Origin of the sequence: Amycolatopsis sp. GA6-003 (assembly GCF_046267895.1) — a bacterium.
In the GTDB taxonomy this organism is placed as follows: domain Bacteria; phylum Actinomycetota; class Actinomycetes; order Mycobacteriales; family Pseudonocardiaceae; genus Amycolatopsis.
The window spans coordinates 6,539,867-6,554,010 of sequence record NZ_CP176499.1; the positions used below are offsets into that span (position 1 = coordinate 6,539,867).

General features: G+C 70.2%; 11 protein-coding genes. 8 read left to right on the top strand and 3 right to left on the bottom strand.

Annotated features, from left to right (window positions below; translation table 11 throughout):
- Positions 1-62 precede the first annotated feature (62 nt).
- From F9C12_RS29735 to F9C12_RS29765, 7 genes are read left to right on the top strand one after another with little or no spacing between them, the layout of a single operon-like run.
- A complete protein-coding gene (locus tag F9C12_RS29735; RefSeq protein ID WP_409462561.1) occupies positions 63-1,451 on the top strand; it encodes a serine hydrolase in 1,389 nt (462 codons plus the stop codon).
- The gene (locus F9C12_RS29740) at positions 1,448-2,341 is read left to right on the top strand and encodes a serine hydrolase (protein WP_409462562.1); all 894 of its coding nucleotides are present in this window, start codon (positions 1,448-1,450) and stop codon (positions 2,339-2,341) included. The genes F9C12_RS29735 and F9C12_RS29740 overlap by 4 nt, the downstream gene beginning before the upstream one ends.
- Before the next feature lie 10 nt (positions 2,342-2,351).
- Complete coding sequence (locus tag F9C12_RS29745; RefSeq protein WP_409462563.1) at positions 2,352-3,944, top strand: ABC transporter substrate-binding protein; 1,593 nt, start codon at positions 2,352-2,354, stop codon at positions 3,942-3,944.
- Positions 3,944-4,924, top strand: coding sequence for an ABC transporter permease (locus F9C12_RS29750; RefSeq protein ID WP_409462564.1), 981 nt, complete (start codon positions 3,944-3,946; stop codon positions 4,922-4,924). Before F9C12_RS29745 ends, F9C12_RS29750 begins: the two co-directional genes overlap by 1 nt.
- Position 4,925: 1 nt before the next feature.
- Positions 4,926-6,836 carry a dipeptide/oligopeptide/nickel ABC transporter permease/ATP-binding protein gene (locus tag F9C12_RS29755; protein WP_409462565.1) on the top strand — a complete coding sequence of 637 codons (1,911 nt, stop codon included), beginning with the start codon at positions 4,926-4,928 and terminating at the stop codon, positions 6,834-6,836.
- Entirely contained in the window at positions 6,833-7,804 is a 972-nt protein-coding gene (locus tag F9C12_RS29760; protein WP_409462566.1) for an ABC transporter ATP-binding protein, read from the top strand. The genes F9C12_RS29755 and F9C12_RS29760 overlap by 4 nt, the downstream gene beginning before the upstream one ends.
- Positions 7,801-11,109 (top strand): serine hydrolase, encoded by a 3,309-nt coding sequence (locus tag F9C12_RS29765; RefSeq protein ID WP_409462567.1) that lies wholly within the window; start codon positions 7,801-7,803, stop codon positions 11,107-11,109. The genes F9C12_RS29760 and F9C12_RS29765 overlap by 4 nt, the downstream gene beginning before the upstream one ends.
- Positions 11,110-11,152: 43 nt before the next feature.
- On the opposite strand, the gene F9C12_RS29770 is transcribed toward F9C12_RS29765, so the two are convergent.
- The 3 genes from F9C12_RS29770 to F9C12_RS29780 form a co-directional block, all read right to left on the bottom strand.
- The gene (locus F9C12_RS29770) at positions 11,153-11,353 is read right to left on the bottom strand and encodes a hypothetical protein (RefSeq protein WP_409462568.1); all 201 of its coding nucleotides are present in this window, start codon (positions 11,351-11,353) and stop codon (positions 11,153-11,155) included.
- Between the two features lie 71 nt (positions 11,354-11,424).
- Positions 11,425-12,066 carry a response regulator gene (locus F9C12_RS29775; RefSeq protein WP_409462569.1) on the bottom strand — a complete coding sequence of 214 codons (642 nt, stop codon included), beginning with the start codon at positions 12,064-12,066 and terminating at the stop codon, positions 11,425-11,427.
- The gene (locus F9C12_RS29780) at positions 12,054-13,253 is read right to left on the bottom strand and encodes a sensor histidine kinase (protein ID WP_409185064.1); all 1,200 of its coding nucleotides are present in this window, start codon (positions 13,251-13,253) and stop codon (positions 12,054-12,056) included. The genes F9C12_RS29775 and F9C12_RS29780 overlap by 13 nt, the downstream gene beginning before the upstream one ends.
- Before the next feature lie 149 nt (positions 13,254-13,402).
- Here F9C12_RS29780 and F9C12_RS29785 point away from each other — a divergent pair, with 149 nt between their 5' ends.
- A complete protein-coding gene (locus F9C12_RS29785) occupies positions 13,403-14,143 on the top strand; it encodes an ABC transporter ATP-binding protein (protein WP_409462570.1) in 741 nt (246 codons plus the stop codon).
- The last annotated feature ends 1 nt before the right edge of the window (position 14,144 follow it).

The window sequence follows — 14,144 nt, forward strand, 5'->3', positions numbered from 1 at the left end:
GTCCGCCACCGACCTAGCATTTCCGAAACGCCGGTCCACCCTCCTCCGGACAGAAGGTGCACATGTCGAAAATTTCCGAAATCGAGACCTGGCTTCAGGAGAATTTCGCCGCTTTGCTGGCCAAGCATCAGGTTCCCGGAGCCGCGATCGCGGTGCTCGCCGACGGCGAGGTGATCGACCACGCGGCGGGCGTCGTGAACAAGGGCACCGGCGTGGAGTCCACTGTGGACTCGGTGTTCCAGATCGGGTCGATCACCAAGGTGTGGACGACGACGCTGGCCATGCAGCTCGTCGACGAGGGCAAGCTGGACCTCGACCGGCCGGTGCGCGACTACCTGCCGGAGTTCGCGCTCGGCGACGAGGAAGCCGCGGCGGCGATCACCGTCCGGCAGCTGACCTGTCACACCGCCGGTTTCGAGGGCGACGTGTTCACCGACACCGGAACCGGCGACGACTGCGTGGAGAAGCTCGTCGCGACGCTGTCCGACGTGCCGCAGCTTTTCCCGCCGGGCGAGCGCTTCTCCTACAACAACGCCGGGTACTGCGTGCTCGGCCGCGTCATCGAAGTGCTGCGCGGCAAGTGCTGGGACGACTGCGTGCGCGACCACCTCTTCGCCCCGCTCGGCTTGACCCACGCGGCGTCCGGCCCGTATGACGCGATCCGCTACCGCGCCGCGATCGGGCACGTTTCGCCGACGCCGGGCGAGGACCCGGTGCCCGCGCCGGTCTGGGCGCTCACCCGCTCGAACTCGCCGGCCGGGTCGACGCTCACGATGCGCCCGCGCGACCTGCTGACGTTCGTCCGGATGCACTTGAACGAGGGCAAGGCCGACGACGGCGCACAGGTGGTGCTGCCGGAATCGCTGCTCGCGATGCGCGAACCCCAGGTGGACGTGCCCTGCCTCGGGCTCATGGCCGAGAACTGGGGCCTCGGCTGGATGCTCTTCGACTGGGACGGCGGCAAGGTGATCGGCCACGACGGCGGCACCATCGGCCAGTCGGCCTTCCTGCGCGTGGTGCCCGAGCGCGGCGTCGCGGTCGCGCTGCTGACCAACGGCGGCAACCCGCTGCAGGTGTACCACGAGATCTACACCAAGCTGCTGGACGAACTCGCCGGCGTCACGGTCCCGCCGCTGCCCGAGCCGAACCCCGCCGCCGCCCCGGCCGACCTTTCCCGCTACGTGGGCGAGTACTCGTCGATGGTCGCCGACACGGTCGTCACCGAAGAAAACGGCAAGCTCTGGCTGACCCGCACTCCCAAGGGGATTTTCGCGGAACTCAGCCCGCCGCCGACCACCGAAGAACTGTTCCCGTACCAGGGAGACACCTTCGTCGCGAAAACCGAGCAGCTTCCCGGTGTCTATCTGGCCCACGCGTTCGTCGGCGACGACGGCGCCGACCGCGCGCAGTTCGTCCACACTGGACGCGCGGACCGGCGGGTCTCCCCATGAGCGGGATCCAGGCGCGGATCGAAGCCGTCTTCGCCGACGCTGGCACGGAGGGATTCCTGCACGCCCGCGAGATCGGCGTGCAAGGGCCCGAAGTGTCGGTGGGCGGGGACGACCCGGTCGTGCTCGCGTCGGTGTTCAAGATCCCGGTGGCGCTCGCCTACGCCCGCGAGGTCGCCGCCGGACGGCTGGACGACACGGAACGGACCAGGGTGACCGCGCGGTACCGGATCGGCGGCGTCGGCACCGCGGGCTGCGCCGACGACGTCGAGATGAGCTGGCGCGACCTCGCGCACTTCATGCTCACGATGAGCGACAACGCCGCGACCGACGTGCTGTACCGCCGGCTCGGCCAGGAAACGGTGGACCGGGTGCTGGCCGATCTCGGGCTCGCCCGCACCCGGCTGATCGGCTGCTGCGAGGACCTGTTCGCCTCGGTCGTCGCGGATCTCGGCGGCACCCCGGAATCCGATCTCGAAGCGCTGTTCGGCGAAGCCACGCCGGAGCAGATGGACAAGCTGGCGGTCCGGGATCCGGAACGCACCACGTCGTCCACCCCGCGCGAGATCACCGAGCTGCTCGACGCGATCTGGACCGACCGGGCGGGCGAACCCGAGGCCTGCGAACGGGTCCGCACGATCATGGCGCAGCAGATCTGGCCGCACCGGCTGTCGTCCGGCTTCCCGTCCGGCGTCGCGGTGGCGGCGAAAACCGGGACGCTGCCCGGAATCCGCAACGAAGCGGGCGTGGTGACCTTGGGGGACGGCCGGCAGTTCGCGGTCGCGGTGTTCACTCGCGCGCACTCTCTCGAAGACCGCCTTCCCGCGGTCGACGCGTCCATCGGCGCCGCCGCCCGGCTGGCGCTCGACCACCTCCAGAGCGCGACCTCGTAGGAGAAATCCCATGAAAACTGCCCGGCTCACCGCCGCGATGGCGGGCGTGGTGGCCTTGACCGTGAGCGCGTGCGGGGGATCAGCGCAATCCGGGACGGACCGGACCGCGAACCAGAACCTGGTCGACGGCAAGACTTTCACCTATGCCATCCCGACCGATCCGGGAACGCTCGACCCGGCGATCACCGTGCTGTCGGTCGCCCGCAACCTCGACACCTTCCTCTACGACGCCCTGATCGACCTCGACTCCCAGGGCCAGCCGGAGGCGGCGCTCGCGGAGAAGTGGGAAGCCACCACGACCACCGCGACCTTCACCCTGCGCAAGGGCATCACCTGCTCCGACGGCAGCCCGCTGACCGCGAACGACGTGGCGGCGAACGTCAACTTCGTCGGCGACCCGGCGAGCAAATCCCCGCTCGCCGGCGTCACGGTGGCCCCGCGCACGAAGGCGGTCGCCAGCGGGGACACGGTCACCATCACCAGCGGCGCGCCGGACGCTTTCCTGCTCCGCAACATCGCCGGGCTGCCGATCGTCTGCGCCAAGGGACTGGCCGACCGCACGACGCTCGCCAAGGGCGAGAACGGCACCGGCATGTTCACCATGACCGAGATCGTCCCGAACGACCACTACACGCTGACCCGGCGCAAGGACTACACGTGGGGTCCCGGCCGGTTCGACCCGAAGCAGAAGGGCCTGCCGGACAAGGTCAACGTCCGGATCATCCCGAACATGACCACGATGTCGAACCTGCTGCTGTCCGGCGAGGTCAACGCGGGCTCGGTGATCGGGCAGGACCAGCAGCGGCTCAAGGCGCAGCGGCTCTACCGCGCGGACCTGGTCGCCCCGTTCGGCGAGCTGTTCTTCAACCAGGCGCCCGGCCGGTTCGGCGCGGACCAGGCGATGCGCCGCGCGCTCGTGCAGGCGATCGACCTCCCGCAGGTGGCGAAGGTGCTGACCCGCGACGGGAGCGCGCCGGTCAAGGGCATGGTCACCATCGAACCGCGGCCGTGCGACGGCGATTCGGTCACCGGGAAGATTCCCGGCCTGGACGTCGCCGCGGCCAAGGCGGCGCTCGACCAGGCGGGCTGGAAACCGGGACCGGACGGCATCCGCGTGAAGGACGGGAAGCGGCTCGCGCTGACCGCGATCTACGGGACGCAGGCCGGTCCGACGCTGCCCCCGGGCGCGGAGCTGATGCAGCAGGGCTGGAAGGCCGTCGGCGTCGAGGTCACGCTCAAGGGCCTCGACAGCCCCGGCATCAGCCAGGCGCTGTTCGCCACCGGCGAGTGGGACATCTCGATGGCCCCGCTCGGCCTCACCCTGCCCAGCCAGCTGGTGCCGTTCATGTCCGGCGGGGAGCCGCCGAAGGGCACGAACTTCGCGCACATCAAGAACCCGAGGTACGACGCGCTGGTCGCCAAGGCGGCCGCGCAGCCCGGGGAAGCGGGCTGCGCGGACTGGATGGCCGCGGAATCGGCGCTGTTCGAAAGGCAGGACGTCGTGCAGTTCGCGAACTCGGTCGTCCCGACCTACGGCAGCAACGCGAAATTCGAGATCGTCAACGGCTACCTCAAGCCGTCCACCATCCGGATGTACGCCTGATGACCGGCACGGTCGCCGTCGCGGGCCCGAAGGTCAGTCCCTGGCTGACCTTCGGCGCCCGCCGCCTCGGGCGGTTCGTGGTGTCGCTGTGGGTGCTGGTGACCATGGCGTTCCTGATGATCCAGCTGATCCCCGGCGATCCGGTGCGCGCCGCGCTCGGCCTGACCGCGCCGATCGAGCTGGTCAACGCCCGGCGTGCCGCGCTCGGGCTGGACCATCCGCTGTGGCAGCAGTACCTCGACTATTTCGGCGGCTTGTTCCGCGGCGATCTCGGCACGTCGATGCTGACCGGGCAACCGGTCGGCGACATCATTTCGGACCGGCTCCCGGCGACGCTGCAGCTCGCGCTTCCGGCGTTTGTGGTGGTCATCGGGCTGGCGATCCCGCTCGGCCTGACCTTCGCGGTGCTGACCCGCGGCGGCCGGCGCCGCGGGGCCGAACTGGGGTTCACCTCGGCCACCGTGCTGTTCGCCGCGATCCCGGAATTCCTGTTCGCGGTGGCGCTGGTGGCGTTCTTCGCGGTGCAGCTCGGCTGGTTCCCGGTGGCCGGGCACGACGGCGCGGGTTCGCTGGTGCTGCCGGTCATCGCGCTGGCGCTGGGCCCGGCCTCGACGCTGGCCCGGATCGTCCGGGTGGAGACGCTTTCCGTGCTGGGCGACGATTTCGTCCGCACCGCGCGGGCGAAACGGCTGCCCGCCCGGCTGGTCTACCTGCGCCACGCGCTGCCGAACGCGCTGACCGCGACGCTGACGCTCGGCGGGCTGATGCTCACCAGCCTCGTCGCGGGCACCGTGCTGGTGGAGAACGTGTTCGCCTGGCCGGGTCTGGGTTCGACGATCTCGCAATCCATTCTGCAGAAGGATTATCCGCTGGTGCAGGGGATCGTGCTCGTGTACGGCATCGGCGTGCTGCTGGTGAACCTCATCGTGGACCTGCTGCTGGCGGTCCTCGATCCGCGTTCGACGATCCGGGAGAACTGAGATGGCGAAACGGCGCGGACAACAGTGGCTGGCCGCCGTGCGCACCCCGCTCGGCGCGTTCTCCGCCGCACTGCTCGTGCTGGTGGTCGCGGTCGCGGTGCTGGGCCCGATCCTGTGGCAGGACGCGGCTTCGGCGGTCGACACGAACGCGATCAGCCAGGGCCCGTCGGGCGCGCATCTGGTCGGCACCGACGAACTCGGCCGCGACATTTTCTACCGCGTGCTCGTGGCGACGCGGCTTTCGGTGGTGCTGGCGCTGATCGCCGCGGCGCTCGGCGTCGCGACTGGACTGGTGGTCGGCATGCTGCCCGCGGTGCTGCCGCGTCCGCTCGGCAGGCTGCTGACGGCGGCGATCAACATCGCGGTCGCGTTCCCCGGCCTGCTGCTGGTGCTGTTCTTCGCGGTGATTTTCGGCGTGGGCACCCAAGGCGCGGTGATGGCGATCGGATTCGCGCTGGCTCCGCAGTTCGCCCGGCTGACGCAGACGCTGTCGGCTTCGGTGGCCGGGCGCGATTTCGTGTCCGCCGCCCGGGTCGCCGGGGCGGGCCGGATCCGGTTGCTGTTCCGGCACATCCTGCCGAACATCGGGGAGCCGCTGGCGGTCAACGCCACCATCGGCGCCGGCGGCGCGCTGCTCGCGTTCTCCGGGTTGTCGTTCCTCGGGATCGGCGTGCAGGCCCCGGAATACGACTGGGGCCGGCTGCTCAACGAGGGCCTCAACGGCATTTACGTCAACCCGGCGGCGGCGCTCGCGCCCGGGGTCGCGGTGGTCGTCGCGGGGCTCGCGTTCAACCTGTTCGGCGAGACGGTCGCCGGGGTGATCGGCGTGCGGACCCGGTTGCCTCGGCTGGCTCCCCGGGTGCGCCGGAAGTCCACAGTGGACTCGGCGACGGCGGACGACGCCGTGCTGGTGGTGGAAAACCTGGAAGTCGCGTTCCCGCGGCCGACCGGCTGGACGGTTCCGGTGCGCGGCGTGAGCTTCACCGTGCGGGCGGGCGAGGCGATCGGGGTCGTCGGCGAATCCGGTTCGGGCAAGAGCTTGACCGGACTCGCGGTGTCGCGGCTGATCGAAGCACCGGGTTCGGTGACCGCGGACCGGCTGGACTTCGCCGGGACCCCGGTGCTCACCACCCCGGAACGAGAATTGCGGACGCTGCTCGGGACGTCGCTGGCGATGGTGTTCCAGGACCCGATGACGTCGTTCAACCCGACCCGGCGGATCGGCCGTCAGCTCGCCGAGGTTTCCGAACAGCACCACGGACTTTCCCGGGCCAAGGCGTTCGAGCGGGCGGTCGACCGATTGCGCGCGGTCCGGATCCCGGCGGCGGAACGGCGAGCCAGGCAGTACCCGCACGAGTTTTCCGGCGGCATGCGGCAGCGCGCGATGATCGGCATGGGCCTGATGGGCGACCCGCGGCTGATCATCGCCGACGAACCGACGACCGCGCTGGACGTGACCGTGCAACGGCAGCTGCTGCGGTTGCTGGCCCAGACCCGCGCCGATCGGGACACCGCGATCATCCTGATCAGCCACGACATCGCGGTCGTTTCCCAGACGTGCGAACGGATTCTGGTGATGTACGCCGGACGGATCGTGGAGGATTTGCCCGCCGCCGGGCCGGACCTCGCGCCGCGGCATCCGTACACGCGGGCGCTGCTGGCCACGACGCTCGACCTGGAAACGGATCCGGACGCGCCGCTCGCGGTGATCCCGGGCCGTCCGCCGGAACCGGACCAGATGCCGTCCGGCTGCGCGTTCGCGAGCCGGTGCCCGGCGGCGACCGATCGGTGCCGCGAGGAGGACCCGGAACTGACCGTGCTCGCGCCGGAACACCGGGTGGCGTGCTGGCATCCGGCTGCGGCACTGTCGGAAGCAACGGTCGCCACCGCCACCTCTGGAGGCTCGAAATGAGCGAACTGGTTTTCGACTCGGTCAGCGTCCGGTACGGCGGACGGCGCGGGCTCACCGCGGTGGACGGCGTTTCGCTGACCGTCCCGGCGGGCCAGGTCGTCGGTCTCGTCGGCGAATCGGGTTCCGGCAAATCGACGCTCGCCAGGGCGGCCGTCGGATTGTCCCCGGTGAGCGCGGGACGGGTGCTGCTCGGCGGCGTGGACGTGCGGAAACTGCCGCGCCGGCGTCCGCTGCAGATGGTGTTCCAGGATCCGTATTCCTCGCTCAACCCGCGGATGACCATCGGCGAGTCGATCGCCGAAGCCATGCCGCGCGGGACGGACCGCTCGGCCGAAGTCGCCCGGCTGCTGGAGCTGGTCAATCTCGATCCGGAACGGGCCGCGCACCTGCCCGGGCAGCTGTCCGGCGGGCAGCGGCTACGCGTCGCGCTCGCCCGGGCGCTCGCCGGCCGGCCGCAGGCGCTGATCGCCGACGAGATCACCTCCGCGCTCGACGTTTCGGTGCAGGGCGCGGTGCTCAACCTCGTGCGCTCGGTGCAGCGGCGGCTCGGCCTGTCGATGCTGTTCATCTCGCACAACCTCGCCGTGATCCGGTATCTCAGCGATTTCGTCGCGGTGATGTACCTCGGCCGGATCGTCGAGGCCGGACCGGCGCGGCAGGTGCTCACCGATCCGCAGCATCCCTACACCCGCGACCTGCTCGACGCCGCTCCCTCGGCGCACAAGCCGCTGTTCGACCTCGAACCCGGCGCGACCGCGGACGCGGAACCGCCGGATCCGCACCATCCGCCTGCCGGATGCCGGTACCACCCGCGCTGCCCGGTCGGCCCGCTCGTGCGGAGCGACCGCGAGATCTGCCTCCGGGCCGATCCGGCCGAGGACTCCGCGCCCCGGCGGCACGCCGCAGCTTGCCACTTCAGTGAATCCGAGGGCCACGAGCCCGCGATCTCCCAAGGAGCCAGCGTATGACCCGCCGTCTCGGCATCGATGACCTGTACGACCTCGCCGCGCCCAGTCAGCCCTCGCTTTCGCCGGACGGCAGCCGGATCGTCTACGTGGTCCGGACCGCGAACCGGGAGGAGGACCGGAACGTCGACGCGCTGTGGACGGTCGGCACCTCCTCCGGCGAGGCCCGCCAGCTCACCCGCGGCAACGCGGACGCGGCGCCGAAGTGGTCTCCGGACGGCTCCCGGCTCGCGTTCCTGCGCGCCCAGGACGGTCCGCCACAGGTGTGGGTGCTTCCGGCGGACGGCGGCGAGGCCGAGCAGCTGACCAAGCTTCCGCTCGGCGCGGGCGCACCGGTGTGGAGCCCGGACGGCAGCAAGATCGCCTTCTCTGCGGCGGTCGACCTCGCCGCGGTGGTCGAAGCGCCGCCGGAGAACACGCCGATCGTCGCCGACCGGCTGGACTACAAGTCCGACGGCCCCGGCCTGCTGAAAACTCTGCGCAGCCACGTGCACGTCCTCGACGTCGCGACCGGCGAGGTCCAGCAGCGCACCTTCGGCGACTGGCACGCGGGCCAGCCCGCCTGGTCGCCCGACGGCACGCACGTGGCGTTCACCGCGGCCTTGGACGACGACGCCGACCTCACCCTGCGGTCCGCCGCCTACGTCCTCGACGTCACCGAGCGGAATGCCGAGCCACGGCTGGTCGGCACCGACGAGGGCATGGCGGGCACGGCCGACTGGACCAAGGACGGCAAGGCGCTGCTGGTGGTCGGCCGCACCGACACCGCCACCGGGCATCTCGGCCTGCTGCGCGTTCCGCTGGACGGCGGCGAGACGGTCAACCTCGCGGCCGGCCTCGACCGCAACGTGATGCCCGGCGGACCCGGTTACCCGGGCGCGCTGCCGCAGCTGACCGCAGCGGGCGACGTCGTGCTGTTCGCGATCCGCGACCGCGGCTGCACGCATCTGTACGAAGTGGACGTCGCCGGTGGCGAACCGCGTGCGCTGCTGACCGGCGACGGCAACGTAGTGTCCGGAATGGACTTGGTCGGCGACCGGGCCGCGATTGTGTTGGCCACTGCCGATTCCTTCGGCGAGGTCGCGGTTCTCGACCGCACCACGGGCAAAGTGGACGTGCGGACGAAGCACGGCGACGCAGTGTCCGAAGTGGAATTGTTCCCCCGTGAGTCGCGCGAATTCACCATCAGCGACGGCACTGTCGTGCAGGGCTGGCTCATCCGCGACACCGAACGCACCGGCGCGCAGCCGTTGCTGATCGACATCCACGGCGGTCCGCACAATGCCTGGAACGGTGCCGCGGACTCGATCCACCTGTACCACCAGACCCTCGCCGCACGCGGCTGGGCAGTGCTGCTGATCAACCCGCGCGCCAGCGACGGTTACGGCGAAGCCTTCTACACCGCGGCGATCGGCGCGTGGGGCCACGCGGACGCGCCGGACTTCCTCGAACCGATCGACCAGCTGATCGCCGAAGGCCTTGCCGACCCGGACCGGCTCGCCGTCACCGGGTACAGCTACGGCGGCTACATGACCTGCTACCTGACCAGCCGCGACGACCGCTTCGCCGCTGCCGTCGCCGGTGGGGTGGTCAGCGACCTGACCAGCCTGGCCGGCACGTCCGACGGCGGGCATTTCATGGCGGTCAACGAATTCGCCGGGCTCTCGTCGGGCAAGTACGAGAAATCATCGCCGCACGCCCGGGTCGAAAACGTCCGCACTCCGACGTTGATCCTGCAGGGCGGCGAGGACGTCCGGTGCCCGGTCGGCCAGGCCGAGCAGTGGTTCACCGCGCTGCGCGAGCGCGATGTGCCGTCCCGGCTGGTGCTGTACCCGGGCGGCGCGCATCTGTTCATTTTGGACGGTCCGCCGTCGCACCGCGCCGACTACAACCGGCGCGTGGTCGACTGGATCGAGCAGTACGCCGGTTCGCGGGTGCCGATCGACGCCGCGCACTGGAGCCGACGGCTCACGGAACTGGCGCGCAAGTACGACGTTCCCGGTGCGTCGCTGGGAATTCTGCGCGTCGACACCGGCGAGGAGGTCTTCGCGACCCACGGCGTGCTGAGCAAGACGACCGAGGTCGAGGTCACCGAGGACTCGCTGTTCCAGATCGGCTCGATCTCCAAGGTGTGGACGTCGACGGTGGTGATGCAGCTCGTCGACGAGGGCCTGCTCGACCTCGACGCGCCGATCATCGAGGTGCTGCCCGAGCTGCGACTGTCCGATCCGGAGGTGACGAAGCGCGTCACCATGCGGCATCTGCTGACCCACACCAGCGGCATCGACGGCGACATCTTCACCGACACCGGCCGCGGCGACGATTGCGTCGAAAAGTTTGTCGACCTGCTGGACGAAGCCGCGCAGAACCACCCGCTCGGCGCGACTTTCTCCTACTGCAACTCGGGTTTCGTCCTGATGGGCCGGGTGATCGAAAAGCTCACCGGGAAAACCTGGGACGCGGCGATGCGGGACAAGCTGTACACCCCGCTCGGCCTCACGCACACGGTCACGCTGCCGGAGGAGGCGCTGCTGTTCCGCGCCGCCGTCGGACACGTATCGCCGGACGACCAGGACCCGGCTCCGGCTCCGGTCTGGCAACTGCCTCGCTCCGCCGGGCCGGCCGGCCTGATCACCGCGCGCGCCGCGGACGTCCTCGCCTTCGCCCGCCTGCACCTCACCGGCGGCCTGACCGCGGACGGCACGCGGATCCTGTCGGCGGAATCGGCCGCGGCGATGGCGGAAAAGCAGGCCGACGTCCCGGACAAGCACACTCTCGGCGATTCGTGGGGCCTCGGCTGGATCCGCGACGACTGGAACGGCCGTCGCGTCATCGGCCACGACGGCAACACGATCGGCCAGTCGGCGTTCCTGCGGTTGCTGCCGGATGCGGGCCTCGCGGTCACGCTGCTGACGAACGGCGGCCACGCGAGCGACCTGTACGTCGAGCTGTACCGGGAAATCTTCGCCGAACTCGCCGACGTCGCCATGCCGCGTCCGCTCGAACCCCCGGCCACGCCGGTCAAGGTGGACGCCAGCCGGCACATCGGGGTTTACGAGCGAGCCGGCGCGCGCCTCGAGGTGACGGAGCGCGAGGGCGGGCTGCACCTGGCGTACTCCGTGACCGGCCCGCTGGCGGAACTGATGCCGGAGCAAACACAGGAATTCGACCTGGAGGCGGTTTCGGACACGCTGTTCGTGCTCCGCATGCCGGGCGGGCAGTTCTGGACGCCAGTGCTGTTCTACACCCTGCCGACGGGTGAGCCGTATATGCACTTCGGCGCACGGGCGACGCCCAAGGTGTCCTGAGACCGGGGGGCTGGGCATTCGCTGCCCAGCCCCTCCAGCCGGGTCAATCCTTGCGGCGGGCCAGAAACCGCACGATCAGCAGCACCAGGCAGACGACCGCCACCCCACCGCCGAGATACCGGTAACTGTCTTCCAGCCCAGCGAACTGGCCGATCGAATTGACTGCGGAACCGGCGAGAAAAACCAGCCACAGCAAGGCCGTCACAACAGGGCTGCCAGCGGTGCGGCTCGGGGAAGTCTCCATGCCGGGAACACTATGGCGCGGCGAGCGCGGCAACCACGCTGTAGACCCCCGGCTTCGAGGTAGTGCCTGCGCTACCTCTTCCCGTTCAAATAAGCCAGCACCGCCAGCACGCGCCGGTGCCCGCTGTCCTCCGGCAGTCCCAGCTTCGCGAAAATGTTGCGGATGTGCTTGAGCACCGTCCCGTCGCTCACCACGAGCAGCTCCGCGATCGTGGCGTTGTTGTACCCCTCGGCCATCAACCCGAGCACCTCGCGTTCGCGCGCGGTGAGCGCGTCGAGCGGGTCGCGGCGGTGGGCCAGCAGCTGGGTCACCACCTCCGGGTCCATCGCCGTGCCGCCTTCCACGACGCGGTGCAGCGAATCGAGGAACTTGGCGACCTTGCCGACGCGTTCCTTGAGCAGGTACCCGACCGCGCCCTTGCCGTCCGCGAGCAGCTCGGCCGCGTAACCGGTTTCCACGTGCGCGGACAGCACCAGCACCGGCAGCCCGGGATGCAGCTGCCGCGCCTGGACAGCCGCGCGCAGGCCCTCGTCGGTGTGCGTCGGAGGCAGGCGGACGTCGGTGATCACCGCGTCCGGCCGGTCCTCGCGGACGAACGCGAGGAATTCGGCGGTGTTGTCGAAAGCCGCGGCGACCTCGACGCCCGAGGTGTCCAGCAGCAGCACCAACCCTTCGCGCAGCAGGGCGTCGTCCTCGACGATCACGACCCGCATGGCAACTCCACTTCCAGAACAGTCGGTCCGCCGGGCGGGCTCGTGAGCGTGACCGTCCCGTCGAAAGCTTCGGCGCGTTTCCGGATCCCGGCCAGTCCGCTGCCCTGGGATTCGTCCGCCCCGCCGCGGCCGTCGTCGCGGATGCGGATCCGCAGGGTGTCGACGGTGCCGTCGAGCGTAATCGACGCCTGCTCCGCGCCGGAATGCTTGGTCACGTTCGCCAGCGTTTCGGCGACGATGAAGTACACCGCCGCCTCGACCGCGGCCGGACGGCGCGCGGTGCTGCGAACGTCCACAGTGCACGGAACCGCGCACCGGTCGGCGAGTGCGGTGATCGCGCCGTCGAGGCCGCGGTCGGTCAGCAGCGGCGGGTGGATGCTTCGCACGACGGTGCGCAATTCGGCGAGCGCTTCGGTCGCCGCGTCCTGCGCCTTGCCGAGCAATTCCCTTGCCTTGGCCGGATTTCCCTCGAAAAGCTGGTCGGCGATGCCGAGTTGCAGCACGACCGCGGACAGCCGCGCCTGGGTGCCGTCGTGCAGATCGCGTTCGAGCCGGCGGAGTTCGGCGCCGTGTGCCTCGAGCGCGGCGGCCCGGGTCGCGGTCAGTTCGACGACCCGGTCGGTCAGCGAAGCACCGGGCCGCGGGCCGAGAAGCGCCCGCGCCGCAAGGGCTTGCCAGCGAGACAGCGGCGAGGCCCAGAAGGTGAGCGCGATCATCACGATCCCGCTGAACACGCAGAGCGCGGCCATCGGCCACGAGTCCACTACGAACTCCAGCGAACTGGGGATTCCGCCGGGCACCAGCCACCAGAACAAACCGGTGAGGATCTGCCGCACCCCGCCGAGCGGCAGGCTGAACGCGAGCACCCCGACGATGAAACCGAACGCCGCGTGCAACGCGAGCCACCCGAGGTCGCGCAGGCTCGCCGGGTCGCGAATCGGCGAAACGTTGGCGTACGGCTCCGCGATCGGCTCGCCCAGCCTGCGCCCGGCGCGGCGACGTTCGAAGCGCAGCGGGTAGCGGAGCATTTTCAGCGCGACCGGGAGCGCTGGGATCCCGACGCCGATCAAGCACGTCACGAGCACGACGGCCATCGCGAAGAAAAGCAGCATGGCGAGGAACGCGGTCGCGGCTCCGACCAGCAAGTAGCGGAGTCCGGACCACCACGAGCGCAGCCAGCCTTTCACCCGCACAGTGTCCCATTAGGACCTCCCCACCAGGTGTGGTGGTGCCTGCGCTACCCCCAAGACTCCCGCGCTCGGGATCGTTTTCGCGCACCCGCGGACCTAGCTTCGTTACCGACAGAGAATCCGCTGGTCCAAGGAGCGACACGAAGATGAACACAGGCGGTACACACGCCCTGAGGCTGGAAGCGGTGCGCAAGATCTACGGCTCCGGCGACGGCGCGGTCACCGCGCTGGACGGCGTGTCGGTCGGGATCCAGCGGGGTTCGTTCACCGCGGTGATGGGGCCGTCCGGGTCCGGCAAGAGCACCTTCCTGCACTGCGCGGCCGGACTCGACCGGCCGAGTTCCGGCCGGGTGCTGCTCGGCGAAACCGAACTCGGCGGGCTGCGGGAGCGCGCGCTCACCGAATTGCGCCGGACCCGGATCGGGTTCATTTTCCAGGCCTACAACCTGCTGCCGTCGCTGAACGTGCTGCAGAACATCACCCTGCCGATGCGGCTCGCCGGCAAGAAGCCGGACGCGCACTGGCTGCGCGAGATCGTCGACGGCGTCGGCATCGCGAAGCGGCTGGAGCACCGCCCGGCGGAACTGTCCGGCGGACAGCAGCAGCGCGTCGCGATCGCCCGCGCGCTGATCACCCGGCCCGAGGTCGTGCTCGCCGACGAACCGACCGGCGCGCTCGACACCCGCACCGCGCGTCAGGTGCTCGACCTGTTGCGCACCGTGGTCGACCAGATGGGCCAGACCGTGTTGATGGTCACCCACGACCCGGTCGCCGCGTCCGCCGCGCACGGAGTGCTGTTCCTCGCCGACGGCGAGCTCGCCGGCCATCTCCCGCAGCCGACCCCGGAACGGGTCGCGCAGCGGTTGACCCACCTCGGGGAGTGGTGAC

What these genes read in the sequence shown, in the direction of transcription:
- F9C12_RS29735 (WP_409462561.1), top strand. Translation starts at nt 63, where the DNA reads ATGTCGAAAATTTCCGAAATCGAGACCTGGCTTCAGGAGAATTTCGCC.
- F9C12_RS29740 (WP_409462562.1), top strand. Translation starts at nt 1,448, where the DNA reads ATGAGCGGGATCCAGGCGCGGATCGAAGCCGTCTTCGCCGACGCTGGC.
- F9C12_RS29745 (WP_409462563.1), top strand. Translation starts at nt 2,352, where the DNA reads ATGAAAACTGCCCGGCTCACCGCCGCGATGGCGGGCGTGGTGGCCTTG.
- F9C12_RS29750 (WP_409462564.1), top strand. Translation starts at nt 3,944, where the DNA reads ATGACCGGCACGGTCGCCGTCGCGGGCCCGAAGGTCAGTCCCTGGCTG.
- F9C12_RS29755 (WP_409462565.1), top strand. Translation starts at nt 4,926, where the DNA reads ATGGCGAAACGGCGCGGACAACAGTGGCTGGCCGCCGTGCGCACCCCG.
- F9C12_RS29760 (WP_409462566.1), top strand. Translation starts at nt 6,833, where the DNA reads ATGAGCGAACTGGTTTTCGACTCGGTCAGCGTCCGGTACGGCGGACGG.
- F9C12_RS29765 (WP_409462567.1), top strand. Translation starts at nt 7,801, where the DNA reads ATGACCCGCCGTCTCGGCATCGATGACCTGTACGACCTCGCCGCGCCC.
- F9C12_RS29770 (WP_409462568.1), bottom strand. Translation starts at nt 11,353, where the DNA reads ATGGAGACTTCCCCGAGCCGCACCGCTGGCAGCCCTGTTGTGACGGCC.
- F9C12_RS29775 (WP_409462569.1), bottom strand. Translation starts at nt 12,066, where the DNA reads ATGCGGGTCGTGATCGTCGAGGACGACGCCCTGCTGCGCGAAGGGTTG.
- F9C12_RS29785 (WP_409462570.1), top strand. Translation starts at nt 13,403, where the DNA reads ATGAACACAGGCGGTACACACGCCCTGAGGCTGGAAGCGGTGCGCAAG.